At 69.9% G+C, this 23,229-nt stretch carries 24 protein-coding genes and 1 riboswitch; of the genes, 7 read left to right on the forward strand and 17 right to left on the reverse strand.

The features are described from left to right. Positions 1 to 16: 16 nt before the first annotated feature. The 8 genes from GR168_RS05735 to GR168_RS05770 all read right to left on the reverse strand — a co-directional run bounded on the left by GR168_RS05735 (position 17) and on the right by GR168_RS05770 (position 8,418). On the reverse strand, positions 17 to 1,003 hold the full coding sequence (locus GR168_RS05735; protein WP_159370265.1) for an alpha/beta hydrolase: 987 nt from the start codon (positions 1,001 to 1,003) through the stop codon (positions 17 to 19). Positions 1,004 to 1,006: 3 nt separating this feature from the next. After that, positions 1,007 to 1,657 carry a hypothetical protein gene (locus GR168_RS05740; RefSeq protein ID WP_159370266.1) on the reverse strand — a complete coding sequence of 217 codons (651 nt, stop codon included), beginning with the start codon at positions 1,655 to 1,657 and terminating at the stop codon, positions 1,007 to 1,009. 73 nt (positions 1,658 to 1,730) lie between these two features. Further along, a complete protein-coding gene (locus tag GR168_RS05745) occupies positions 1,731 to 2,669 on the reverse strand; it encodes a TAXI family TRAP transporter solute-binding subunit (RefSeq protein ID WP_068972647.1) in 939 nt (312 codons plus the stop codon). Positions 2,670 to 2,678: 9 nt separating this feature from the next. Next, a complete protein-coding gene (locus GR168_RS05750) occupies positions 2,679 to 4,070 on the reverse strand; it encodes an MFS transporter (protein WP_137810527.1) in 1,392 nt (463 codons plus the stop codon). A gap of 115 nt (positions 4,071 to 4,185) precedes the next feature. Continuing rightward, positions 4,186 to 5,628 (reverse strand): HAMP domain-containing sensor histidine kinase, encoded by a 1,443-nt coding sequence (locus tag GR168_RS05755; protein WP_068972649.1) that lies wholly within the window; start codon positions 5,626 to 5,628, stop codon positions 4,186 to 4,188. A 3-nt stretch (positions 5,629 to 5,631) separates the two neighbouring features. Next, on the reverse strand, positions 5,632 to 6,294 hold the full coding sequence (locus GR168_RS05760; RefSeq protein ID WP_159370267.1) for a response regulator transcription factor: 663 nt from the start codon (positions 6,292 to 6,294) through the stop codon (positions 5,632 to 5,634). 37 nt (positions 6,295 to 6,331) lie between these two features. Then, a complete protein-coding gene (locus tag GR168_RS05765; protein ID WP_159370268.1) occupies positions 6,332 to 7,147 on the reverse strand; it encodes a bifunctional allantoicase/(S)-ureidoglycine aminohydrolase in 816 nt (271 codons plus the stop codon). After that, on the reverse strand, positions 7,144 to 8,418 hold the full coding sequence (locus GR168_RS05770; protein ID WP_159370269.1) for an aldolase/citrate lyase family protein: 1,275 nt from the start codon (positions 8,416 to 8,418) through the stop codon (positions 7,144 to 7,146). Before GR168_RS05770 ends, GR168_RS05765 begins: the two co-directional genes overlap by 4 nt. A gap of 153 nt (positions 8,419 to 8,571) precedes the next feature. Here GR168_RS05770 and GR168_RS05775 point away from each other — a divergent pair, with 153 nt between their 5' ends. After that, complete coding sequence (locus tag GR168_RS05775; protein ID WP_058251688.1) at positions 8,572 to 9,333, forward strand: IclR family transcriptional regulator; 762 nt, start codon at positions 8,572 to 8,574, stop codon at positions 9,331 to 9,333. 11 nt (positions 9,334 to 9,344) lie between these two features. On the opposite strand, the gene GR168_RS05780 is transcribed toward GR168_RS05775, so the two are convergent. Both GR168_RS05780 and GR168_RS05785 read right to left on the reverse strand, forming a co-directional pair. Then, positions 9,345 to 11,717 carry a protein kinase gene (locus GR168_RS05780; protein ID WP_159370270.1) on the reverse strand — a complete coding sequence of 791 codons (2,373 nt, stop codon included), beginning with the start codon at positions 11,715 to 11,717 and terminating at the stop codon, positions 9,345 to 9,347. 126 nt (positions 11,718 to 11,843) lie between these two features. Then, positions 11,844 to 13,958, reverse strand: coding sequence for a protein kinase (locus GR168_RS05785; protein ID WP_159370271.1), 2,115 nt, complete (start codon positions 13,956 to 13,958; stop codon positions 11,844 to 11,846). Between the two features lie 100 nt (positions 13,959 to 14,058). Here GR168_RS05785 and GR168_RS05790 point away from each other — a divergent pair, with 100 nt between their 5' ends. Genes GR168_RS05790 through GR168_RS05805 form a run of 4 tightly spaced genes read left to right on the forward strand, consistent with a single transcriptional unit; the run spans position 14,059 to position 15,815 of the window. After that, entirely contained in the window at positions 14,059 to 14,331 is a 273-nt protein-coding gene (locus GR168_RS05790; RefSeq protein ID WP_058251633.1) for a hypothetical protein, read from the forward strand. Positions 14,332 to 14,336: 5 nt separating this feature from the next. Next, positions 14,337 to 14,888 carry a cyclic pyranopterin monophosphate synthase MoaC gene (gene moaC / locus GR168_RS05795; protein WP_159370272.1) on the forward strand — a complete coding sequence of 184 codons (552 nt, stop codon included), beginning with the start codon at positions 14,337 to 14,339 and terminating at the stop codon, positions 14,886 to 14,888. Then, complete coding sequence (locus tag GR168_RS05800; protein WP_159370273.1) at positions 14,881 to 15,372, forward strand: molybdenum cofactor synthesis domain-containing protein; 492 nt, start codon at positions 14,881 to 14,883, stop codon at positions 15,370 to 15,372. Before moaC ends, GR168_RS05800 begins: the two co-directional genes overlap by 8 nt. Beyond that, positions 15,369 to 15,815: a molybdenum cofactor biosynthesis protein MoaE gene (locus GR168_RS05805; protein WP_159370274.1), complete on the forward strand. Its 447-nt coding sequence runs from the start codon at positions 15,369 to 15,371 to the stop codon at positions 15,813 to 15,815. The genes GR168_RS05800 and GR168_RS05805 overlap by 4 nt, the downstream gene beginning before the upstream one ends. A gap of 150 nt (positions 15,816 to 15,965) precedes the next feature. Here GR168_RS05805 and GR168_RS05810 read toward each other — a convergent pair whose 3' ends face one another. The 5 genes from GR168_RS05810 to GR168_RS05830 all read right to left on the reverse strand — a co-directional run bounded on the left by GR168_RS05810 (position 15,966) and on the right by GR168_RS05830 (position 19,157). Continuing rightward, positions 15,966 to 16,586 (reverse strand): transglycosylase family protein, encoded by a 621-nt coding sequence (locus GR168_RS05810; RefSeq protein ID WP_058251629.1) that lies wholly within the window; start codon positions 16,584 to 16,586, stop codon positions 15,966 to 15,968. A gap of 6 nt (positions 16,587 to 16,592) precedes the next feature. Then, positions 16,593 to 16,809, reverse strand: a riboswitch (cyclic di-AMP (ydaO/yuaA leader). A 225-nt stretch (positions 16,810 to 17,034) separates the two neighbouring features. After that, positions 17,035 to 17,283: a molybdopterin synthase sulfur carrier subunit gene (locus GR168_RS05815; RefSeq protein WP_065631945.1), complete on the reverse strand. Its 249-nt coding sequence runs from the start codon at positions 17,281 to 17,283 to the stop codon at positions 17,035 to 17,037. Between the two features lie 11 nt (positions 17,284 to 17,294). Next, a complete protein-coding gene (gene moaA, locus GR168_RS05820) occupies positions 17,295 to 18,383 on the reverse strand; it encodes a GTP 3',8-cyclase MoaA (RefSeq protein WP_058251627.1) in 1,089 nt (362 codons plus the stop codon). A gap of 13 nt (positions 18,384 to 18,396) precedes the next feature. Beyond that, positions 18,397 to 18,942, reverse strand: a complete 546-nt coding sequence (locus tag GR168_RS05825) for a flavin reductase family protein (protein WP_058251687.1) — start codon at positions 18,940 to 18,942, stop codon at positions 18,397 to 18,399. Positions 18,943 to 18,947: 5 nt separating this feature from the next. Next, positions 18,948 to 19,157, reverse strand: coding sequence for a hypothetical protein (locus tag GR168_RS05830; protein WP_058251626.1), 210 nt, complete (start codon positions 19,155 to 19,157; stop codon positions 18,948 to 18,950). A 230-nt stretch (positions 19,158 to 19,387) separates the two neighbouring features. On the opposite strand from GR168_RS05830, the gene GR168_RS05835 reads away from it, so the two are divergent. Then, a complete protein-coding gene (locus GR168_RS05835; RefSeq protein ID WP_004020198.1) occupies positions 19,388 to 19,801 on the forward strand; it encodes a cold-shock protein in 414 nt (137 codons plus the stop codon). A gap of 6 nt (positions 19,802 to 19,807) precedes the next feature. Here GR168_RS05835 and GR168_RS05840 read toward each other — a convergent pair whose 3' ends face one another. Further along, positions 19,808 to 20,320, reverse strand: a complete 513-nt coding sequence (locus tag GR168_RS05840; RefSeq protein ID WP_159370275.1) for a DUF2771 family protein — start codon at positions 20,318 to 20,320, stop codon at positions 19,808 to 19,810. Further along, on the reverse strand, positions 20,317 to 22,170 hold the full coding sequence (locus GR168_RS05845; RefSeq protein ID WP_238995079.1) for an MFS transporter: 1,854 nt from the start codon (positions 22,168 to 22,170) through the stop codon (positions 20,317 to 20,319). Before GR168_RS05845 ends, GR168_RS05840 begins: the two co-directional genes overlap by 4 nt. 240 nt (positions 22,171 to 22,410) lie before the next feature. Here GR168_RS05845 and GR168_RS05850 point away from each other — a divergent pair, with 240 nt between their 5' ends. Then, on the forward strand, positions 22,411 to 23,217 hold the full coding sequence (locus GR168_RS05850) for a DUF3027 domain-containing protein (RefSeq protein WP_078113542.1): 807 nt from the start codon (positions 22,411 to 22,413) through the stop codon (positions 23,215 to 23,217). The last annotated feature ends 12 nt before the right edge of the window (positions 23,218 to 23,229 follow it).

Below are 23,229 nucleotides of genomic sequence, written 5' to 3' on the forward strand. Positions count from 1 at the left end.
GACCCCGGGGCACCAGCTACTCGTCGCGCAATTCGTCGATGTCGGCTCGCGCGATCTCGGTGAGCCGGTCGAGGATTCGTGTGTAGGCGGGGGACTGGCGATGGACGAGTGAGGTGTGCGTTTCGCCGTCGAACAGGTGTAGATCAGTCGAGCCACCAGCAGCGTCGAGGGCGCGCGTGTACCGGCGGGAGGTGTCCGGATCGACATCGGTGTCGGCCAGTCCGTGGAACAGGGTGACCGGAAGCGCGGGGTCGAGGTTGCGGATGGGATCCACCGAGTCATAGCGGTCGGGGACCTGTCGTGGTGTGCCGCCGAGAACATGGGTGATCACCCGGTTGTTGCCGTGGTCGACGGCGTAGCGCATGTCCAGTGGGCCGGAGATGGACACCGCTCGGGAGGGAACGAACTCAGGCCGCGAGCCCACCTCGTCGTCGGTGAGGCGATGACGGGTGCCGCCCCACACGGCCAGTTGCGCACCGGCGCTGTGACCGACCACCAGCTCGTCGTCGATTCGCAACTGCGGGTAGGTCTCGGCCATCGCGGGCACATGGTCGAGTGCTCGGGCCACGTCGTGGAAGGTCGTGGGCCACCCTCCGCCGGTGCCCAGACGTCGGTACTCCACGTTGTAGACGGCCAACCCGCGGTTGGCGAGATCCCTGGCCATCTCGTCGAATTGCTCTGCACCGGCCCCGCTTTCCCAACCGCCACCGTGGATGATCGTCACCAGCGGCAGCGAGTCGTCGTCGCGGGCGCCCGCAGGCAGGTACAGATCGGCCCAGTTCTCGGCGGGGTCGGCATCGTCGGAATCGAGATACTCGACGCGGACGACGTCGAAGGATTCGGTCCCCGCGGGGACCGGGGGAGCCGTCGCGGGTCCGTGCGCAGCCGATGGCGTACCGAAAGACGGTGACGGGGTTGACGACTGCTGGTCCGGCGGAGTCGAGCAACCACCGGCCACGAGCGCGATCACGCCCACGGCCACCGTGACGATCCGACGTCTCATCGGTTATCGCAGACCGGAGGGCACGATCTTGCCGTTGACCGTCACGGTCACCTCGCCGGTCTCGGTGTTCTCGGAGATCTCGCCGTGCTCGAAGGTGACCACCTCGAGGTCGCCGTCGACCGTCACGTCGCTCGTGGGCACACCGAGCGGTCCGGCCGAGCCGTTGGAGCCGAGGAGCAACGGGGTGCCGTCCGGGGCGCGCTCGGTGTTCCAGGCGTCCCGGATCTTGCCGGAGGTGACGATGTACCCAGGCGTTGCGGGGTCGCTGTTCCTCGCGATGATCACGCCACCGCGGAACTGTTGGTAGACAACGCCACTCTCTCGTGTCCCCGCGTTGTGATCCCCGGTCAACGGCTTGCCCAGGGCGGCCCGCTGTGCCTCGGTCGCCGACGCGTACTTCGTTGCGATCGGACCGGTGAGGGTCACCTCGACATCGTCCTCGCCCATGACCGTCGTCTCGGTGGGCTTCGCGTTTTCCACGACAGGAACGGGGCCCGTCGTGTCGCCGGCCGCTGAGGTCGTCGTCGAACCCCCGGTCGTCGAGGCTCCGGAGGGTGACTCGTCGGCGTCTGACGTGCCGCAACCGGCGGCGATCAGTGTGATCGCGAACAATCCGGCGACCAACTCGGAGCGGCGGGATGCCACCAGTTTCATGTGATCCTCTCGACCCTCGACTCGTCGGCCTAGGTGTATCACGGACCGCGACCCGTCGCCGAGCGGCTGCGGTTCACCCGTGCCGACGGCGGTACTCGCCCGCGGCACCCGGATGCAGGGGGATGGGTCCGGTGAGGATCAACGACTGCGCGTCGAGGAACTGGCTGCCGATCGCCTGGGCGGGCACGAGGTGAGCAGCCTGGTCGAGCAGGACGTCGGCGATGGCCGCGGCGGTCGCATCCGGCACATCCCGACGGGCGAGCAGGAGATTCGCGACCCCGACGGTGGTGACCGCCGGGTGCCGGCCGTAGATGTCGGCGGGGATGCGTACGGGCTCGTACGCGGGTCCGAATCGCTGCCTCAAGCCCGCGACCACGTCACCGAGGTCGAGCAGGACGATCGGCACGCGCGGGTCGGTGAACGCCGGGGTCGGCAGACCGCCCGCCCACATGACGGCGTCGACCTCTCCCGCGGCAAGGGCGGCGCCGGCGTCGGCCATCGTCTGCTGGACCGGGCGGATGTCACGGCCGGTATCGAGGCCGGCCGCGGCGAGTACCCGCTCGGAGAGCCCGGCGGCGCCGGACCCCGGTGCTCCGACACTCACCGACCGCCCGCGCAGGTCGGCGACCGTCGCGATCCCGGACCCTGTGCGGACCGCCACCTGAAAGTAGTTCTCGTACACGCATCCGAGCGCCGTCAGCTGTGGGCCCGCGCGCTCGATGGCCGTGTCGCTGAGACTGATGGCGAGTTCCGCGGAACCGTTCGCCAGGGCGTCGAGGTTCTCGGCCGAGCCGCCGGACTGCCGCGGGCGGATCTCCAGCGCGCCGGACCGGTCGGCCGCCGCGGCGAGGAGACCGGCGAACTCCCAGAAGAAGCCACCGGGCTCGCCCGCCGCGAGGCGGACCGGTGCGCCGCGTTCGGTTTCGCACGCGGTCAGGAGAAGCAGCGCGCCCAGGCCGGTGGCCCCGCGGAGCATAGTCCGCCGGTCCACCGGCCCGCGCGCGAACGACATGATGACACCTTAGGCCCGCCGGGCAACGGCCTCTGCGTCGAGGAAGGCCCGCCCCTGCTCGCGATCGAGTGGGGTCTCCGCCTTGTTGCGCAAGACGAAAATGTAGACCATCAGCGACACCGCGATCACGACGGTGACGTAGGCGATGAACCACGGGACATGACCGCCGTTCTTCGCGGCCTGGTAGATCAGCGGCGCGGTGCCGCCGAAAGCCGAGTTCGCGAGCGCGTAGCCCAGACCCACTCCCAGCGCGCGAACGTGAGAGGGGAAGAGCTCCGCCTTCACGATCGCGTTGATGGAGGTGTAGCCGGTGAGGATGATGTAGCCGACTGCGAGCAGGGTCAACGACGTTGCCACCGAGGTGGTCTGGGGCAGGTAGGTGATCAGGACGTAGGTGTACAGGACACCGCCGACGCCGAAGAAGATGAGGACGGGTTTGCGTCCGACCTTGTCGCTGATCATCCCGCCGATCGGCTGCAACACCATCAGGAAGATCAAACCGATGAGGTTGATCCAGGTCCCGGTGCGACCGTGGTCTTCGTAGGCGGTCTTGACGATGGCCGGTGCGTTGACGCTGTAGGTGTAGAAGGCGATGGTGCCGCCGATGGTGACCAGGAAGCAGACCAGCAGAGGGCGCCAGTAGTTCAGAACGAGTTCGCGAATCGAGCCGGACTCGGAGTCGGCCCCGCTGCGGACGGCCTCCAACTGCTCCGGGGTGAGCGACTCGTCCATGCTGCGGCGCAGCCAGAAGACGACCACCGCGGCCACGCCGCCGATGAGAAACGCGATACGCCAACCGAAGTCGGAGATCTGGTCCTTGTCGAGGAAGCCCTGCATCACCAGCAGGGTGAGCTGCGCCAGTACGTGTCCGCCGATGAGCGTGACGTACTGGAACGACGAGAAGAAGCCGCGACGCTCCCGGGTGGCCGCCTCGGACATGTAGGTGGCCGACGCGCCGTACTCGCCACCGGTCGCGAATCCCTGTACCAGTCGACAGAGCACCAGGACGACCGCCGCCCATACGCCGATCGACTCGCGACCCGGTGTCAACGCGATGACCAATGAGCACGCCGCCATCAGCGACACGCTGAAGGTCAACGCGGCCCGGCGGCCCCGACGGTCCGCGTACCGACCGAAGAACCAGGAGCCGACCGGCCGCATCAGGAAGGTGACGGCGAAGATGGCATACACGTAGACGGTTGAGTTCTTGTCGGCCGAGTCGAAGAACTGGCTCTCGAAGTAGGTCGCGAAGACGGTGTAGACGTAGACGTCGTACCACTCGACGAGGTTGCCGGACGACCCGCGCAGGGTGTTGAGCACGGCACGACGCGTCGCCGCGGCCGACGACGTCGGCGGTGCGCTCCGGGCGTTCGCGGGTTGCCGGGTGGGCGAGTCGGTCATCAGGGTCCTCCAGGTCGTCGAACGTGCACCCGACCCGGTCCGGCGTCGGTGCCCCTAACACTGTGAACGCAGTCACAGGCGGAACGGAAGCCGATCGCGGTTTCCTAACACTCCCTTAGGACAGGTCGTCCACGGCCTCGTGGAATGGGACGTCGGAGGCCGGGATCCAGAGGTCCACCCGCAGTCCCGCGGGGCGTCCGGCGGTCACCTCCAGTTCGCCGCCGGCTCCTTCGACAAGGGCCGCGGCGATGGCCAATCCGAGTCCGGAGCCCGGCCCGCTGCCGGACGACGCGCGGAAGAACCGCTCCGTGATGTGTGGCAAGTCGTCGGCCGTCACGCCCTGTCCGGTGTCGGCGACCCAGACCCGGATACGCGCTCCCTCGGATCGACAGCCCAGCTCTACGTGGGCACCTTCCCCGGCGTGGTTGACCGCGTTGCTCATCAGGACGTCCATCGCCCGGATGAGGTCGTCCTCGTCGAGCGCGGCGATCACCGACCCGGGCCGGGGCGGCGAAGTGATCGACGCCGACATCCCCGCGTCGGCGAGCGCGTCCGCCCAGAAATCGTGGCGCTCGACCAGCACGGCGGCGACGTCGCAGACCCCTGTGGTGGAACCGGCGGGCCGCGACTCGGCGGTGGCGAGGACGAGGAGGTCGTCGACGATGCGGTCGAGCCGGTCGATCTCCACGACGGTCTTCCGATGCGATTCCAGCGAGCGGCCGGTCAATCCGAGGCCGAGGGTGTCGAGGCGAAAGCGGACCGCCGCCAACGGATTACGAAGTGCGTGCGCGGTGTCGGCGACCAGGCGGCGCTGGGCGGCGGTGGCGTTCTCGACGTCGTCCGCCATCGCGTCGAAGATCCGGGCCAGCTCGCGGACCTCCGGTGGGCCGGTGTGGCGTTGACCGGGCGATCCGCCCGGGGTCGTGTCGTTCGCCGACGGGCCGCTGTCGATGATCGAGGCGCGCAGCGAGCGCACCCGTGCCGACAACGCCGTGAGTGGGCGAACTGTCCACCGCGACAACGCAACCGCGATCATCGACCCGATCACGAGCATCGCGAGGGCCCCGGCGGCGATCACGGCCCACGTTCTGACGACATCGCGTTTCGCCGCCGTCGTCGACGCCTCGATGACGACCGCGCCGTCGACCTGGGTGCCCGTGCCGATCGGCATGGCCACGAGTACCGAGTCGGGCGACCAGGGCGTCAGCCCCGACGCGATCCGCGTGCGTTGATTGCGCAATGCCTCGGAGACGGCCTCGGCGACCGCGGGTGACCGGGCTGCGAGGCCGGCCGAGGCGCGCGTCGTGCCGGCTCGATCGACCACCACCACGCCTTCGTCGTAGAGGTCGCGGTAGCGCTCGGCGGCCCGCTGGAGTTCCGTACCCCGCATCTCCGGGTCCCGATCGGCGAGGTCGGCGAAGTAGACCGCGGACGCGGTCCGGCTCTCGGTGAACCGTTGCAGCCGTTCACGACTCGCCGTCGTCGCGAGGGGGACCGCCAGACCCAGGACCACGATCGCCGAATAGACGACGAGCACGAGCAGCACGCGCCGCCACATCGTTCAGGAACCCCAGCGGTAGCCGTACCCGCGGATCGTCTCGATCACGCCGGGCCTGCCGAGCTTCGCCCGGAGCGCGGTCATGTGGACGTCGAGGCTGCGCGAGATGGCGACGTAGGCGTCGCCCCAGATCGCATCCATCAACTGTTCGCGGCTCACGGCCTCACCCCGGCGGGTGACGAGGTGCGCGAGGAGTTCGAACTCCTTGGGGGTGAGGGCGACGTCGGTGCCGGCCACGGTCACCAGTCGCGCGTCGAGATCGACGACGATGTCGCCGGTGGCGATCTGTCGCGCCGCGGGTGCCGGTGCGTCGGCGGTGCGCCGACGGGCGGCCACTTCCAGGCGCGCCATCAGCTCGCCGAGGCGCGCAGGTTTCACCACATAGTCGTCGGCACCCCCGCGGAGTGCCCGCACCACCGACCGCTCGTCCTGCCGCGCGGTGAGCACCACGACCGGCATCTCACTCACCGCCCGCAACCGGCGCAGCACGGTCAGCCCGTCCTCGTCGGGCAATCCCAGGTCCAGCAGTGCGAGGTCGAATTCCCGGTGACCGAGGAGGAGATCGGCGCCGCGACGCATGCGACGGGGCTCGTGGCCGACCTCGTTCAGGGCGTCCACGAGCGCGTCGCCGACCCCGTCGTCGTCTTCCACCACCGCGATACGCATCGTCTCTCACGGTACGACAGGAACCGGAGGCGACCACTCAGAGCACGATCTGCCGATTCACGTCCTTGTACAGGAGGTACCGGAAGTTCGACGGCCCGCCGGCGTAGCAGGCCTGCGGGCAGAAGGCGCGCAGGGACATGTAGTCGCCCTCCTGGACCTCCACCCAGTCCTCGTTGAGCCGGTAGACGGCTTTGCCCTCCAGGACGTAGAGGCCGTGTTCCATCACGTGGGTCTCGGCGAAGGGGATCGACGCGCCGGGCTCGAAGGTCACGATGTTGACGTGCATGTCGTAGGCGAGATCCAGCGGATCGAGCATTCGTGTTGTGCGCCAGGCGCCGTCGGTGTCGGGCATCGGGGAGGGCTCGATGTCGCGCTCGTTGCCGAACTTCGGGGCCGGCTCGTGACCCGCGATGGGCTCGTAACGCTTACGAATCCAGTGGAAGGAGACGGGGACGTCGCCGCGGTTGTGTGCCGACCACGGTGTGCCCGCGGGCAGGTAGCCGAAGCCGCCGTCGGTCAGGACGTGTTCCTCGCCCGCGATGGTCACGGTCAGCGATCCGGCGGTGACGAAGACGAAACCCTCGACCTCCGACTGCGGTTCGGGCGCAGCCGATCCGCCGCCCGGGGCGACCTCGACGATGGTCTGGGCGAAGGTCTGCGCGCCACCGGGTACCGGGCGGTTGAGCACCCAGGCGCGGGTGTCGGTCCACTCCGGGAAGACCGAGGTGACGATGTCGCGGAGCACGCCGCGCGGGATCACCGTGTACGCCTCGGTGACGACCGCGCGGTCGCTCAGCAGGTCGGTCTGCGGCGGGAGTCCACCGGCGGGGGTGTAGTACTGCGTCGCGTTCATCGGGTTGTCCTCTGTGAGTGGGGGAGTGCGAAGTCGCGCACCTTCTCGATGGGCAGATCGGTCGCGGTCTCGACCTCGTCGACGGTCAGTGCGCCGCACACCTCGCCGCGTCGGATGAAGCCGGCGAGTGCGCGGGCCGTCGCCGGTTCGTCGAGCACCGACGACTCGAGCTTGTGCGCGTAGTTGCGCAGACGCACTGCGGCGGAATCGAATCCGTCGCGATAGAAGGCGTATGTGGCCAGGAAGCGGGTGACGAGCTGCGCGGGGTGGAGGTCCCACCCCTGATAGAAGCCGCGCTCGAGGTGGCGCCGGACCAGTCGCGCGTGCAACGCCCAGCCGGCTTCGACGGCCTCGGCGTCTCCGACGGGGAGGATGTTCGTCGATCCGTCCGACAACCGCACATCGGTGCCGGCCGCGGCGAGTTGCATCACGGCCTTCGCGTGGTCGGCGACGGGATGTTCCATCGACTGATACGCCGCGGCGATGCCGAGGGACGCCGAATAGTCGTAGGTTCCGTAGTGCAGTGCGGTCACCCGGCCCTCGCCGGCCTGGATCATCGCCGCCACGGCCGCGGTGCCGTCGGCGCTCATCACCGACTGCGGGGTCTCCACCTGGATCTCGAAACCGATGCGGCCGTCGGAGAGTCCATGGACTCGCTCGAGTTCGCGGGCGACGGCGACCATCGCGACGACCTGATCGGTCGAGGTGACCTTGGGCAGCGTGAGCGTCAAACCCGCCGGGAGGTCCCCGGTGTCCGCGAGGCCGGCGACGAACAGGTCGAGGGTGCGCAGGCCGCGGGCGCGGACGTCGGCCTCGAAACACTTGAAGCGGATGCCGAGGAACGGCGGTGAGGCGTCGCCGGCCGCCCGGATCGCGGCGACGGCGGCGCTGACGTGCGCGTCCTCCTCGTCATCGGCGCGGACACCGTAACCGTCCTCGAAGTCGATGCGCAGATCCTCGATGGGCTCGGTGCGCAGCTTGTTCTCGACGAGATCCGCGAGCGCGGTGGCCGCCGAGTCGGTCCGGGCGACGGTCGAGCGGGCGATCGCGGCGAGGCCGCCGTGGTCGGCGGCTGCCTCCAGGGCGGAATGGCCCCACTCCCGGGCGAGCTCGGCGGTGTACCGGTCGGCGGGAACGTAGACCGTGTGGACCGGCTGCCGGCTCCCGTCGTCGCCCGGATACCGATCGGATAGCACCGCGTCCGACGGTGCGAGGGCGGCCTCGATCTCAGCGAGGAAGGTCGCGCCGAGGCGACCGGGTTGCACGCTCATGGCGCCCCTTCGTGTCGGATCAATGGAAATCAAATTCCGCAGAGCGGAGTTTACTCCAGAACTGTCGGATGCGACCACCCGTGTGCGCAGACGGTCCCTGATTGTGGTTTCACATCATGGAACGTAGCGTGATGCCGGACTGTGGAGGTGGCGATGGCGGGGAACTCCGGCGGTGTGCAATCCGTCGAGCGCGCATTCGAACTGCTCGAGCTCATCGGGCGCGCCGGCGGCGAGTGCTCACTGAGCCATCTGTCGGCGGAGTCCCCGCTGCCGCCCCCGACCATCCACCGGCTGCTGCGAACACTCGTGGGAATCGGCTATGTCCGGCAGCTCCCGAACCGGTCGTACGCCCTGGGCCCCCGGCTCATCCGACTCGGCGAGGTGGCCAACCGGCAGCTCGGCGCGGTCGCCGCACCCGTCCTCGCCTCCCTGGTCGGCGAACTCAGCGAGACCGCCAGTCTCGCCGTCCTCGACGGCGACATGGTCATCTACGTGGCGCAGGTTCCGTCCCCGCACAGCATGCGCACCAACAACGAGGTCGGCCGTCGGGTCACGATGCACAACACCGCGGTCGGCAAGGCCGTGCTCGCCGAACTCGACGACGCGCGCATCCTCAAACACGTCACGCAGGCCGGGCTCACCCCCGCCACCCAGTGGAGCGTCACGTCGCTGTCGGGTGTGTTCGCGGCCGTCGAGCAGGTGCGGGCGAGCGGGGTCGCCACCGACGAACAGGAACACGAGGTCGGCGTCTGCGGGATGGCGGTCGCCGTCCCCGGTGCGCCCACGCCCATGGCGGTCGGGATCTCCGGGCCGGTCGCCCGGTTCGACGACGGGCTCCGGGCCCGCGCGGTCGGGGCGCTCCGCACGGCCGCGGAGACCGTCTCCGAGGCGCTGATCGGGTCGCGCGAGTCCTAGGGGCGGGGCGGCTAGATGGTCAGTTTCGTGGGCGTCGTGCGGTTGGCGCCGTCGCCGCTGGAACCATCGCCGACCTGACCGTCGTTGTTGAATCCCCAGCAGTACACCGACGCGGCCGCCATCGCGCACGACGTCCCGTTGCCGGTCGAGATCGAGGTGACGTCGGTCAGCGTCGAGACCTCGCGGGGGATCTTCACCGACCCGCCGGACGAGCCGAGCTGGCTGCGGTCGTCGTCTCCCCAGCAGAAGGCCCGGTTGTCGGCGACCGCGCAGGTGGTGCCCCAGTCGGTGGAGATGGCCGAGACGCCGCTCAGATTGCCGACCTGAACGGGGGCCTGGCGGGTCTCGGTGGTGCCGTCGCCGATCTGGCCGTAGGCGTTGGAACCCCAGCACCACGCGTCGCCACCGGCGACCGCACAGGTCGTCTGGAAGTACGTGCTGGTGTTGGTGTTCGGATCGTCGTCGTCGGATGCCTCGTGGTAGCCGCCGACGGTGATGTCGGTGACGTCGGTCAGCGCGCCGACCTTCACCGGCGCCGAGCGCGCCGTCGTGCTGCCGTCACCGATCTGTCCGTTGTCGTTGGCGCCCCAGCAGAACGCCGAGCCGTCCGACACCGCGCAGGTGGTGCCGTAGGCGGTGGTGATGTCGGTGACGACGCCGAGTCCGGGAACCTTCGTCGGTGCCGAGACCGGGTCGGTGCCACCGCCGGTGCCGAGCTGGCCGTATTCGTTGTTGCCCCAGCAGTAGGCGTCGGTGCCGGCGACAGCGCAGGTGGTGCCCCAGCCGGTGGAGATCGCCTTGACGTCGGAGATGGCGCCGACCTTGGTCGCGGAGTCCACCGTCGAACCGCTGGAACCGTTGCCTACCTCGCCGTAATGGTTGTTGCCCCAACAGAATGCGTCGCCGGCGGCGATGGCGCAGGCCGTCGAGACGTAGGCGTTCTCGCCGGTGAGGTAGCCGCCGGTGGTGACCGCGGTCGCGTTGGCGACCCCGGTCACCGCCACCGGTCGGGTGTGCGGCGTCGTGGAACCGTCGCCGAGCTGACCGGAGTCGTTGTCGCCCCAGCAGTGCACGCTGCCGTTGACCACGGCGCAGCTGCTGCCGAAGTTCGTGCTCACCACCGGCTGCGCGACGGTCGCCTTCTCCGGGTCGGCGACGGTGCTGCCCAGGACGGCCAGTCCCACGACGGCGGCGACCACCAGCAGCAGCACGGCGCCGAGGACGCCGGCGACGATGAGGCCGGTCCGCTTCTTCTTTTTCGGCGGGACCGGCGGCATACCCGGGTAGCCGACCTGGGGATGCCCGGGCTGCGCGTGCGGGCCCGAGAGGTGAGGGGCCGAGGAGTACATCGGCTGGGGACCCGACGGCTTGTTCATCAGCGGCTGCGGGCCCGACGGCCCGGTCATGGTCGGCTGCGGCGGCGGGGTGTACTGGCCATGGGGTGGGCCGAACTGCTGCTGGGGTCCCGAGGGGTGACCCGTGGACGGGCCGCCGGTGCCACCGCCGACGAGGGTGGGCGGCGGAACCGAACCCGCGATCATCGTGTCGCCCTGCGCGGCAGGGGATTCGAGCGCCGACTTCAAGGCGGCCGCGAAACTGCGGCAGTCGGGATAGCGGGATGCGGGATTCTTCGACAGGGCGCGCTGGAACACCGGGTCGAGGTGCGCGAGGTCGCCGCGCAGCTGGCCGATGTGGGGAACCGGGCGTTGGATGTGGCCCAGCATCACCGACGGTTCGGACTGTCCGACGAAGGGCGGCTGCCCCGCGAGCATCGCGTAGGCCGTGCAGGCCAGCGAGTACTGGTCCGACCGGGCCGTGGCGTCGGCGCCCTCGAGTGTCTCCGGGGCCGAGAAGGCGACCGTCCCGATGAACGAATGGGTGCCGGTCAGGTTGGCCGAGCCGGCGAGCTTGGCGATGCCAAAGTCGAGCACGAGGGCGCGTTCGACGGCGTTCGTCGCCGGGTCGCGCGTGACGAGGATGTTGGCGGGCTTGATGTCCCGGTGCACCACGTGGTGGCGGTGCGCGTAGTCGAGGGCGTCGGCCACCTGTCCGACGACCGTCGACACCTCCGCCGGCGTGAGACGTTCCTCGGTGAGGTCCTTGCCCTCGACGTAACTCATCGAGAACCAGGGCGAACCGTCCTCGATGCCGTACTGGTGGATGGTGATGATGCTGCGATGGTCGAGCTTCGCGGTGGTGCGGGCCTCGTTGGTGAAGCGCTGGTTGAACCCGGGCTGGGCACTGACCGCCGTGGAGATGACCTTCAGGGCCTCTCGCCGCTCGAGTTGCAGGTTCTCGACGAGGTACACCTCGCCCATACCGCCCGCGCCGAGCTGGGAGACCACGCGATAACCGGCGATGTGGGTGCCGGGACTCAACGGCACGGCGTCACCTCTTTCTGGCTTGGCGGGAGAGCGGCTGCCAAATGGCTGCTCTCGCAGACGTATGCAGGGACGATACCGAACCGGGAAAGGTCCGGGGCACCCTTCAACCGGATGACGGAGCCGACGCTAGAACGTGACCTGAGTGGGGGTCAGACGGTCGTCGGTGCCCCCGATGCCGAGCTGTCCGGTGGCGTTGAAACCCCAGCACCACAGGTATGACGACGCGAGCGCGCACGTGGTTCGTTCGCCGGTGGACACCGCGCCGACATCGGACAATCCGTTCACCCGGGTGGGCGCCGGCCGGTCGGTCAGGGTGCCGTCGCCGACCGAGCCCCAGGCATTGGCGCCCCAGCAGTACGCGACCCCGGCCGCGAGTGCGCAGGTGGTGTTCGACGTGCCGGTGCTGATGGCCTCGACTCCGTCCAGGCCGGACACCGGCGTCGCCGTGCGTCGGCCGTAGGTGGTGCCGTCGCCGAGTTGGCCGAACGCGTTGTCGCCCCAGCAATATGCACTCGCCCCGGCGATCGCGCAGGCGGTCGCGGCGCCCGCCGAGACCGACGTCGCGCCGTCCAGGTCGGCGACCCGGGTCGGGCGGGCGCGGTTCGTGGTCGTGCCGTCGCCGACCTGTCCGTTGTCGTTGAGCCCCCAGCAGTAGGCGTCACCGGTCGCGACGGCACACGTGAAGTTCACGCCGACGCTGATGGCGGTCACGTCGTCGAGCCCGGCGACCCGGACCGGCCGGTACTGATTCGCGGTCGAACCGTCGCCGAGCTGGTCGAAGTCGTTGGTGCCCCAGCAGTACGCCGAGCCCGCCGAGATCGCGCACGTGGCCCAGTTGGCGGTCGAGATGGCGGTGACATCGGCGAGACCGGCGACCCGGGTCGGCGTCAGCCGCGCGTCGGTCGTGCCGTCGCCGATCTGCCCGTAGTCGTTGTTCCCCCAGCAGTACGCGAGTCCCTCGGCGATCGCACAGCTGTTGGGTCCACCGGTGCTGATCGCGGTGACGCCGCTGAGATCGGCGACCGGCGTGGGAGTCTGGCGGGTGTCGGTCGTGCCGTCGCCGAGTTGGCCGGCCGCGTTGTCGCCCCAGCAATAGGCGGTTCCGTCCCGGATCGAGCACGTGGCACCGAGCCCGGCGCTGAGCTGGGCGCCGGCATCGGCCGCCGCGATCGGCGACGACGGGGCGTCGGACGCGTCCCCGCCATCGCCGCCGCCGAGGGTGAGGACCCCGATCGCGACGACGACGGCCAGCACCGCGACCACGGCGACCGCGGCGAGGGCGAGCGGCCACCGTCGCCGGTGGGAGGGCGTCGGGGGCGCGGGGGATGGGGAGACCCACGGTTGGGTCGGTTTGGCCGGCGGCGGCGGGGTGATGACCTGGGTCGCAGCCACGGGCGCGGGTGGCCGGTTGTCGGAGTGGGTTCGCCCCAGCGCGGCGCGCAGATCCGCGGCGAACGCACCGCAGGTGGGGTAGCGGTCGAGGGGGCCGCGCGCGAGCGCACGGTCGAAGACGGGATCGAGGGCGGCGAGCTCGGGGCGGTGGGTGCTGATCGGCGCCGGGCGTGTCGTGAGCTTGGCGACGATGTGACGGGTCTGCGTGTCGGCGTCGAACGGGGTTGCGCCGGAGAGCAATTCGTAGGCGGTGCAGGCCAGCGCGTACTGATCCGATGCGGGGCCCGCGGGTTTGCCGTCGAGGATCTCCGGCGCGGCGTAGACGAGGGTGCCCACGAACGACGACGGCGCCGTCAGAGTGGTCGCGGTGGTGAGCTTCGCGATCCCGAAGTCGAGCACGACGACGCGGTCGAGGGCGTCGTCCATCGCGCGGCGCGTGACCATGATGTTGCCCGGTTTGATGTCGCGGTGGATCACGCCGTGCTCGTGTGCGTAGTCGAGGGCATCGGCGACCCGGGAGACGACGGCCACCACCTCGTCCGGGCGGAGCGAGGCGCGTCGGAGGTCACGGCCGTCGAGGTAGGCCATCGTGAACCAGGGGTCGCCGTCGGCGACGCCGTAGTGGTAGATCGTGACGATCGACGGATGGTCGAGGGCGGCCGCGGTCTGTGCCTCGCGACTGAACCGGCGCGCGAACTCCTCGTCGACGGTCTCGGCGATCGAGATCACCTTGAGGGCCTCGCGCCGACGAAGTTGCGGATTCTCGACCAGGTAGACGGTGCCCATTCCGCCGCTCCCCAGCCGCGTGATCACCCGGTAGCCGGCGACCTGGACCGGTTGGGCGACCATGGGCGCCTCCTGGGGCGTGACCTGTGTTGCGACGACCATAGCCCCGGCACGGGACTTCCGCCCCGGACACGGGTCTTGTTCATTCGAACGGCATGGCACAATGCACGACGTGGCAAACAAATCTGGCGCTGAAACACCCTCCTCCGGCGAAGCGGGGGCCGGCACCGGCAAGGTCGTCGAATCTGCCAAGGGCAAGAAGCACTACGTCGACAACGGCTGGCCGCAGGACGAGAACGGCGACGCCGCCGAGCACGCGGTCTCCGAACTCGCGACCCACATCTCGGGTGCGTTGTCGCCGTTCGGCGACACCGAGTTCCCGCTTCCGGTCGACGACCTGCCGTTCGTGCAGTCGAAGACCATCGTCAACCGCTGACGTCGATGCCGCCCACCGGGACTGACGAAGGTGGGTCGGACGCCCGGGACACCGGGCCGGTCGGCGGCTCCCGGTTGAGTCATCTGGACGAGTCCGGAACGGCCCGCATGGTCGACGTCGGCGCCAAGCCGACGACGAAGCGTCGCGCCGTCGCCGCCGGCACGTTCCACACCACCGCCGAGGTGATCGGTCTCCTCAGCGAGTCGCGGCTGCCCAAAGGAGATGTGCTGGCCACGGCGCGCATCGCCGGGATCATGGCGGCCAAACGCACCGACGAGCTGATCCCGCTGTGCCATCAGCTGGCGTTGTCGTCGGTGGAGGTCGACTTCGCGATCGGCGCCGACACCATCGAGGTCACCGCGACCGTGGCCACCTCCGGACAGACGGGTGTGGAGATGGAGGCGTTGACCGCGGTCGCAGTCGCCGGGCTGACACTCCACGACATGGTCAAGGCCGTCGACCGACGGGCGCAGATGGACGGGATCCGCCTCCTCGCCAAGACCGGCGGCAAATCCGGCGACTGGTACCGCGAACCGTCTGACCCGGCTCATGACTGACCGGAATCCTTCCCGCGTGGCGCGCGTCGTCGTCGCGTCGAACCGCGCCAGCAGCGGTGTCTACGAAGACCGGTCCGGACCGATCATCGAGGCCTGGCTGGTCGAGCAGGGTTTCACCGTGGACGAGTGCGACGTCGTCGCCGACGGCCCGCCGGTCGGCGAGGCCCTCCGCGCCGCGATCTACGCCGAGGTCGACCTCGTCATCACCACGGGCGGAACGGGTTTGACGCCCACGGACCGGACTCCGGAACAGACCCGCCCGCTCCTCGACGTCGAGATCCCGGGTCTGGCCGACGCCATCCGCTCGGCCGGGCTGCCGACGGTGCCCACCGCGGTCCTCTCACGCGGACTCGCCGGAATCGCCGGGACGACCCTCGTCGTGAACCTGCCCGGTTCGACCGGCGGGGTCCGCGACGGGCTGGGCGTCCTCGCCGGGGTCGTCCACCACGCGCTCGATCAGATCCGCGGAGGCGACCACCGATGACCCGAGAGGCCGGCTCGCACGTGGTGCACACCGCGGTCGTCGACGAGCCGATCACGCTGGCCGACCACGAGGCGATGGTCATCGACGCCGCCGACGGCAAAGCCGGTGCGGTGGTCGGGTTCGTGGGCGCGGTCCGCGACCACGACGGCGGCCGCACCGTGACCGCGCTGCATTACTCGGGGCATCCCACGGCGACGAAGGTCCTGGCCGAGGTCGTCGCGGAGGTCTCCGCGGTCGACGGGGTGCGCGCGGTCGCGGTGTCCCACCGGGTCGGCGACCTCGTGATCGGCGACATCGCGTTCGTGGTCGCGGTGGCGGCCGACCATCGTCGGGCGGCGTTCGAGACCTGCTCGCGCCTCGTCGACGAGGTCAAGGCCCGCCTGCCGGTCTGGAAACACCAGTTCTTCGACGACGGCACCGACGAATGGGTCAACTCGGCCTGACCCCGCCCCCCGCTGGTTGAGCTGACCCCCGCTGGTTGAGCTGACCCCCCGCTGGTTGAGCTTGTCGAAACCAATGGAAAAGGGCCCCGCACGGATGGTCCATCGTGCGGGGCCCTTCGTCTGGGTCCCAGATCAGGCGTCGAGCGGCGATCAGGGGTTGGGCAGCAGGTGCTTGTTGTCGTTGAACAGCTTGATCTGGTCCTGGTTCAGCGTGACGCCGCTGTCCTTGGCCGCCTGCCAGAGGTTCTTGATCTCGGGGCTGACACCGGCCTCGGTGAGGGCGTCGGTGACCTGGTTGGCGACGTCCTCGGTGGTCTTCGCCAGGTCGACGCTGCCGTTGCCGCCGGGGAGCACCGGGGCGATCTCACGCGGGGTGTCGGTCGGCGCGCTGCGCGGGGTCGAGCCCGACAGGCCGGTGCCACAGGTGGGCCAGGCGCCCTTGCCCTGCGAACCGAGCACACGCTCGGCGACGACGATCTGCTCCTCGCGGGAGGCCTGATCGGCGGTCGGGGCGAACTCGCCGCCGCCGTGGCCGGTCCAGGTGCTCGGGGAGAACTGCAGGCCGCCGTGATAGCCGTTGCCGGTCGCGATGGCCCAGTTGCCACCGGATTCGCACTGCGCGACCTGGTTCCACTCGGCGTCGGTGGCCGCATTGGCGGTACCGGTGCCCAGGAGGGCTGCTCCGCCGCCGAGGACCGCGCCGGTGAGGGCGACCTTGGTGATGGTCTTGGCGGCCGTGCTGGTCGTCTGCTTGCGATGACGTCCGGACATGTCTGTGTTTCCTCTCTCCACGCGCCTACGAAGTCAGCTGTCGGGTTCGAGCGAGAGGTGCTCGGTCCCGGGTCGTCGTGGTGGTCGCCGCGACTTCCGGGACTTAACCCCGAGGACACCTGGTGTGGTGCCCGGTCTCAGGGGATGAGGTTGGGTCCCCCGTCCTCGTTCCTAGATTGCTTGTCGTTCCCACCGGCGGAACGAGGCTCGGCGCGGCCGGTGGGACGTTATGTCTTGGTTGCTGTGTCGTGACCTCCGAGGAGGACGCTTCGAACAGTACGTCGTTTGTTGGACTGAATCACCTGCTTGGACGCAAGCGATTTTCGGCCCGGATCCGGGTCTTCCGACCCACTCCGGCCGTCATCCCAGTTCAACGGGTTAGTGGCCGTCCCGTGCCCATCCTGTTACCGCGCCGTGATGTGATTAAGGTCACAAGCCGGGTGTGGCGTCAGCCACCGGCAAACGGGGGGAGGACGTCGAGTGTCGCGCACGTGCCGAGCGCACGCGTCCGATCGGAGAACGCGATCTCGTCGCGCAGATACGAGCAGCGTTCGAGAACCGTGGCGAGGGAGGGGTTTCCGGCGGCGAGGATGCCCTCGAGGGCGCCGAGCGGGGTCGACGGGTCGACGTCGATCACCTTCTCCTCGGCACCGGCCGCGGCGCGCGCGGCCGCGAAGAAACGAACTGTGAGCTGCATCGGACGCGAGCCTAGCCGCCGATCGCCGACATCGGCCGATCCGGTTGGGTGAAGCCCGCCGCGTTCACCTCGTGGCCCGCCGCCTTCGCCCACATGTTCGCGCGCCACAGGCGCGCGAGGGCGGCGTCGATCTCGTCGTCGGGGAGGGTGCGCAACGCGTGCCGCACGTCGGTTTCCGACGTCGCGAACAGGCAGTTGCGCAGTGATCCGTCCGCGGTGAGCCGGGTGCGGTCGCAGTCCCCGCAGAACGGCCGGGTGACCGACGCGATCACCCCGACGCGTGCCGGGCCGTGCGCGCCGCGGTGGCCGTCGACGAGCCACGTGGCGGCGGGCGCGCTCCCACGTGGCGCAGGGTCGGGCAGCAGGGTGAACCGCTTCCGCAGGGTCGCGAGGATCTCCTGTGCGGTCACCATCTGTGCTCGCTGCCACGCATGGTCGGCGTCGAGTGGCATTTGTTCGATGATGCGCAGCTCGTAACCGTGCTCGAGACAGTAGGCGAGCAGGTCGGGGACTCCGGGCAGGTCGCTGCGGTCGGGTACCACGGCGTTGACCTTGACCGGGTCGAGCCCGGCGCGGCGGGCCGCCGCCAGGCCGTCGAGCACATCGGACAGACGGTCCCGGCGCGTGATCTCGGCGAAGCGGGCCGGGTCGATGGTGTCCAGCGAGATGTTGATACGGCCGAGGCCGGCGTCGACCAGACCGCCGACCCGCCGGGTCAGTCCGAGTCCGTTCGTCGTCATCGCGATCTCGGGCGACTGCGGGAGGCCCGCGACGGCGGCGATGACGTCCTCGAGGTCGCGGCGCAGCAGTGGTTCGCCGCCGGTGAATCGGATGCGCTCGATTCCCAGGTGGCGCACTGCGACGGTGAGCACCCGGATCAGTTCGTCGGTGGACAGCACCTGGTCGGTGGGCATCCAGTCGAGGCCCTCGGCCGGCATGCAGTACGAGCACCGCAGATTGCAGCGGTCGGTGACCGAGACGCGGAGATCCTTCGCGACCCGACCGAAGGTGTCGAGCAACGGCCCGTCGGTGGGCGCGTCGGAGGTCGCTGCTTCCCGCGGGGAGCGGGGCAGCGGCAGTCCGAGGCCGACCGTGCTCATGGTGCTGGGCGACTCACTTCCGGGTCGGGTCCGTGCGCGCCTCCAGGGCGCGGAAGGTGCTGGCGTGGAAGACCAGGGGCTCGATGTCGGGATCGGCGCGCAAGGTCTCGATCTCCAGCAACACGACGGTGTGGTCGCCGGCCTGGATCTCGTTGTGGATCGTGCACGACAGGTGGGCGGCCGCGTCGGGCACGAAGACCGCCCCGCGATCGGTGCTCAGCGGCGTGATGCCGTCGAACCGGTGCTCCGACGACCCGGCGAGTTGCTTGCAGAGTTCGATCTGGTCGCCGGCGAACACGCTGACCCCGATGGCCGGTGCGGTACGGATCCGCGGCCAGGTCGTCGAGGTGTTCTGGACGCAGACCGAGACGAGCGGCGGGTCGAGCGACACGGTGGTGAACGAGCTCGCGGCCATTCCGATCAGCGTGGTCGAATCCCCGTCACGCTGTTCGCAACACACCGCCACGACGCCCGACGGGAAACAGCTGTACGCGTCACGCAGCGCCCGCCCGTCGGAGACGGGGGAGAGGTCGGGGGTGGTGTCGATGGTTGTGGTCACGGTCCTCACCTGGCTCGGCGTCCGGCACGGAGTGCGTACACCAGGCCCAGGACGAAGCCCAGCGGTGCGCACATGGTCAGCAGATAGACGGCGGTCGGCGCGGTGTCGCCGCCGGTCACCAACGGTGTCAGGAACAACGCCACGATCGCCAGAATTCCGATCATGAACACGACCCCGGCAGCCTGCAGCAACCGCGGGGAGGATGTCTTCTGCATACCCGCCACGGTAGTGCAACGCGCGCCGGTGCGACGCCGCGCGATCCGTGCCCGCCGGGTAATGGTGTGACCGCGCGGTGGGGCGTTGGCTAGGATGGTCCGAAGCAGGCGCCTTGCATCCGTCTGGGCTCGCACGGTCTTCCGCCGTACGGGCCGCGAGATGGGTGACGGCGTCTTTTGTCGTGACGGGTCGTTTTTCGACAGATCTAGAACAGATGAGGGTGAGCACAGTGCCGACCGGCAAGGTGAAGTGGTACGACGCGGACAAGGGCTTCGGCTTCCTCTCCCAGGAGAGCGGTGAGGACGTCTACGTCCGTTCGGCAGCGTTGCCCGACGGAGTCGAGGCGCTCAAGCCGGGCCAGCGCGTCGAGTTCGGCATGGCCGCCGGTCGTCGCGGCCCGCAGGCGTTGAGCGTGAAGGTGCTCGAACCGGCACCCAGCGTCTCCAAGAACGTGCGCGAAGCCGCCCGCAAGGACGTGAAGCGGCACACCCCCGACGAACTGCACGGGATGGTCGCCGACCTCATCACCCTGCTCGAGGGCAAGGTGCAGCCGGACCTGCGCAAGGGGCGTTACCCCGACCGTAAGACCGCACAGCGGATCTCCGAAGTCGTGCGTGCCGTCGCGCGGGAGCTCGACTCCTAGGACCGACTACGCGGCGGGCGCGGTCTGAACCGCGAGCTCGCCGCGCGGCAGGATGTCGTCGGCGGGGGTGAGCCGCGCCGACGCCGAGATCACGGTGAACCCGACCAGCACCCGGTCCGGTTCCGACCGGAGCGTCAGGGTGAAGGTGTCGTCCGCACCCTGCTGCTGCTCGTCCTCGACGATCCCGCGCGGAGTCTGATAGACCGCCGCGAGGTTCCACGGACCCTGCGCGATCTCGCTCGAGACCGTCAGCATGATCGTCGAACCCACCGGCACCGGTACGGTCGCGGTCTCGTTCGGCGCGGTGATCTCGGGATCGCACGCGGTCAGCATCAGGTCGCACCACCAGCGCGGATCGACGGTGTGCAACTCATCGCCGACCGCGACGTGCAGGTAGGGCTGATCGTCGTGCGCCGCGTTGCGGGTCAGCAGGAACACCGACGTCCCCACCACCGCGACGAACAGCACGACGACGATCGCGATGATCGACAGAGCCTTCTTCTCACCACTGCTGATCACTGACGACGTTGTCCTGTCTGGTTGGGCGGCGGGTGATCGCCGGGGCTGTACGGGCGCTCACCCCGGGTCTCGAACGGGGCGGTCGACGGGGTCCGGGTGGGCATCCGGGCGGTCGAGGGCCGCGCGGCGTGCGGTCGGGTGTCGGCGTCCGCCGGACCGGTCCGGGTGGCCGATCGGGCTTCTGCCGCGCGGAAGGCGACGGTGGGCGCGGCGTGGTCGGGGCGTCGACCGCCCAGACCGGGGACCAGTGACTTGCCGCGGGTGGTCATCACCGTCTGCAGCAGCCCGAGGCCGAGCAGTACCGAGACGACCGTGAACCCGATCCACAGGGTCGGCGGCAGCAGCACCCCGAGCGAGGCGCCGAAGACCCACGACAGCTGCAGCACCGTCTCCGACCGGCCGAACGCCGAGGCGCGGGACTCGTCGGGCAGGTCGTCCTGGATGGACGAGTCGAGGCACACCTTCCCGATCGCGCTGGTGCCGGAGGCGACCAGGGCTGCCACGGCGGCCGCGGCGATGTTGCCGAAGATGGCGGCCAGGACCGCGACGACGAAGCAGGCGGCGGTCGCGCCGACGACGATGTTCGGCGGGTTCTTCAGCTCGAGGCGGGTGCCGACGCCGTTGCCGATCATGTTGCCGACGCCGGCGGCGGCGCCGACCGCGCCGAGGAGGAGCAGCTGGGTCCAGTCGGAGGCGTCGCCCTGCTGGGCCTTGGCGTAGAACGCCACGAACAGCGTCAGGAAGCCGGTCAGGATGCGGATCGTGCCGTTGCCCCACAACCCGGCGACGACCTTGCGTCCGAGTGGCTGGCGCATCTTCGCCGCGAGCATCTTCGCGCCGTCGCGAGCGCTCGTCGGCTGCTCGGAGTCGCCGGGAGCCGACCGCGCGGGCTCGCCGTGGTACGTGAGGGTCGTCGGGATCTCGCCCTCGGTGGACTCGACCCACGCCGGGATGCGCATGCACAGATAGGCGCCCGCGGCCGCGACGACGGCCAGCCACACCATGGCACCCGGCAGATGCAGCGGGAGCAGCTGGCCGAGGAGGAACTCGATGGCCGCGGCGACCGCGCCGCCCACGACCGTGCCCCCGATGAGGCCGAAAGTGGTCAGCCGTGAATTGACCCGGGGAAGGTCGATGGTCGGCGGCACCACACGCGGCGTGACGGCCGACTTGAGGACGCCGAACGATTTGGACAGCACCAGCAGACCGAGGGCACACGGATAGAGCACCCATGGGTCGTATTCGAGCTGCTGGGTGATGTCGTTCCACTGGACGTTGGCCATGATGAGCAGGGCCAGGACGACGCGCAGGCCGAAGGTCGTGGCCATCGCGATGCGGCGGCCGCGCTGCAGTCGGTCGAGGAGCGGGCCGATGAGCGGAGCGATCAGGGCGAACGGCGCGATTGTCAGTGCCAGGTACAAGGCCACATTGGTCTTCGACTCACCGGTCGCGGCGGCGAAGAACAGCGTGTTCGCCAGCGCGACGGCCATCGCGGCGTCGGCGGCGAAGTTGGCGATCACCGGCAGCGTCAGCGCGGTCAGGCCCGACTGGTCGGCGCCGTCGGCGGTGGCCGCCCGGTGGATCTTGCCGATCCCCCTGCCGGTCAGCTCGCGACTCCGCATCGCCGCGACCCGCATCACCGTCAGCTTCTTGGGTGTACGGCTTCCACCGTTCTGGGGCCCGTGGTCGGTCGGCATCGCCCGGGTCGCCTCGTCGGCCGGCGGACGGGCGCGGTCGTCGAGCGGCGGGAGATGCGGATTGTGGGTCGGCGGGGGGAGGTAGGCGTTGCGGCCGGGACCCGGCCCGGACGGCGGCTCTCCCCATCCCGGCGCCGGTCGCCGGGTCCGCATCTGCCGCGTCTCGTCGGCCGGATAGTTCGTCGAACCGGGGTGCTGCGCGGCGCGTCGTGCACGACCGGCGGGTGGCGGTTGCCGAGGGTGCTGGTCGGCGGGACCCCTGGGGGCCCCGCGCCCCTCGTCGTGTCGGGAACTCCGTGGGATCACGCAGACGATTGTTCCTCATCTCCGACTGTGGTCGCTTGAAGCGGGTCGGTTGTGTGGCACACGTCGGCGGTATTGCACACTGGAGCGGTGACTCAGGTTGGTGACGGCGAACGGCACGGTGAGACCGAACGGCTGCTGGCAGCCGTCGACATCGCGCGTTCCGCGCTGCTCGATGAAGGTCAGCGGCCCGGAGCGCACCGGCGCAGTGTCGCCGAGGGCGACTGGGCCGCCGCGCACTACTTCGATGCCGAGCTCACGGGCTACCGGGGGTGGCAGTGGTGCGTCGTGCTGGCGGGTTCCCCGGGCAGCGACGAGATCACGCTCAGCGAGGTCGTGCTGCTTCCCGGTGACGGCTCGCTGCTCGCGCCGCCGTGGGTGCCGTGGTCGGAGCGGGTCGCGTCGGGCGATCTCGCACCGGGCGATCTGCTCGCCGCCGAACCCGACGACCCGCGTCTCGTGCCGAACCAGATCGACACCGGCGACGAGTTCCGATTCGAGTCCGAGTCCGTGGAACCCGACGACATCGGTCAGGTCGCGGGCGAGCTGGGGCTCGGCCGCAAGAGACTCCTGAGCCCGGAGGGACGCGCCGAGGCTGCGCAGCGCTGGTACGACGGCGACTTCGGTCCCGGCTCGGAGATGGCGCAGGCCGCGCCGTACTCGTGCTGTACCTGTGGTTTCTACGTCCCGCTCGCGGGTGCGCTGCGCGCCGGCTTCGGCGCCTGCACCAACGAACTGGCGGCCGACGGGCGCGTGGTGTCGGCCGAATACGGATGCGGTGCGCACTCGGACGTGCAGGGCCCCAAGGGGAACGGATCGCCCGCGTACGACGCCTACGACGACGGCGCGATCGAGGTCGTCGAGATCTCCCGGGACGCGGAACCGGCCCGGACCTGATCCGGCGCGAAC

Source organism: Gordonia sp. JH63 (assembly GCF_009856645.1).
Lineage (GTDB): Bacteria > Actinomycetota > Actinomycetes > Mycobacteriales > Mycobacteriaceae > Gordonia > Gordonia hongkongensis.

Bases quoted from the DNA above. Each gene is read 5' to 3' on its own strand.
- GR168_RS05790 (WP_058251633.1), top strand. From the start codon at position 14,059: ATGCACGACGTGGCAAACAAATCTGGCGCTGAAACACCCTCCTCCGGC.
- GR168_RS05810 (WP_058251629.1), bottom strand. From the start codon at position 16,586: ATGTCCGGACGTCATCGCAAGCAGACGACCAGCACGGCCGCCAAGACC.
- GR168_RS05800 (WP_159370273.1), top strand. From the start codon at position 14,881: ATGACTGACCGGAATCCTTCCCGCGTGGCGCGCGTCGTCGTCGCGTCG.
- GR168_RS05735 (WP_159370265.1), bottom strand. From the start codon at position 1,003: ATGAGACGTCGGATCGTCACGGTGGCCGTGGGCGTGATCGCGCTCGTG.
- GR168_RS05745 (WP_068972647.1), bottom strand. From the start codon at position 2,669: ATGTCGTTCGCGCGCGGGCCGGTGGACCGGCGGACTATGCTCCGCGGG.
- GR168_RS05755 (WP_068972649.1), bottom strand. From the start codon at position 5,628: ATGTGGCGGCGCGTGCTGCTCGTGCTCGTCGTCTATTCGGCGATCGTG.
- GR168_RS05750 (WP_137810527.1), bottom strand. From the start codon at position 4,070: ATGACCGACTCGCCCACCCGGCAACCCGCGAACGCCCGGAGCGCACCG.
- GR168_RS05770 (WP_159370269.1), bottom strand. From the start codon at position 8,418: ATGAGCGTGCAACCCGGTCGCCTCGGCGCGACCTTCCTCGCTGAGATC.
- GR168_RS05845 (WP_238995079.1), bottom strand. From the start codon at position 22,170: ATGCGGACCCGGCGACCGGCGCCGGGATGGGGAGAGCCGCCGTCCGGG.
- GR168_RS05775 (WP_058251688.1), top strand. From the start codon at position 8,572: ATGGCGGGGAACTCCGGCGGTGTGCAATCCGTCGAGCGCGCATTCGAA.
- moaA (WP_058251627.1), bottom strand. From the start codon at position 18,383: ATGAGCACGGTCGGCCTCGGACTGCCGCTGCCCCGCTCCCCGCGGGAA.
- GR168_RS05815 (WP_065631945.1), bottom strand. From the start codon at position 17,283: ATGCAGCTCACAGTTCGTTTCTTCGCGGCCGCGCGCGCCGCGGCCGGT.
- GR168_RS05805 (WP_159370274.1), top strand. From the start codon at position 15,369: ATGACCCGAGAGGCCGGCTCGCACGTGGTGCACACCGCGGTCGTCGAC.
- GR168_RS05740 (WP_159370266.1), bottom strand. From the start codon at position 1,657: ATGAAACTGGTGGCATCCCGCCGCTCCGAGTTGGTCGCCGGATTGTTC.
- GR168_RS05785 (WP_159370271.1), bottom strand. From the start codon at position 13,958: ATGGTCGCCCAACCGGTCCAGGTCGCCGGCTACCGGGTGATCACGCGG.
- GR168_RS05760 (WP_159370267.1), bottom strand. From the start codon at position 6,294: ATGCGTATCGCGGTGGTGGAAGACGACGACGGGGTCGGCGACGCGCTC.
- GR168_RS05830 (WP_058251626.1), bottom strand. From the start codon at position 19,157: ATGCAGAAGACATCCTCCCCGCGGTTGCTGCAGGCTGCCGGGGTCGTG.
- GR168_RS05765 (WP_159370268.1), bottom strand. From the start codon at position 7,147: ATGAACGCGACGCAGTACTACACCCCCGCCGGTGGACTCCCGCCGCAG.
- moaC (WP_159370272.1), top strand. From the start codon at position 14,337: ATGCCGCCCACCGGGACTGACGAAGGTGGGTCGGACGCCCGGGACACC.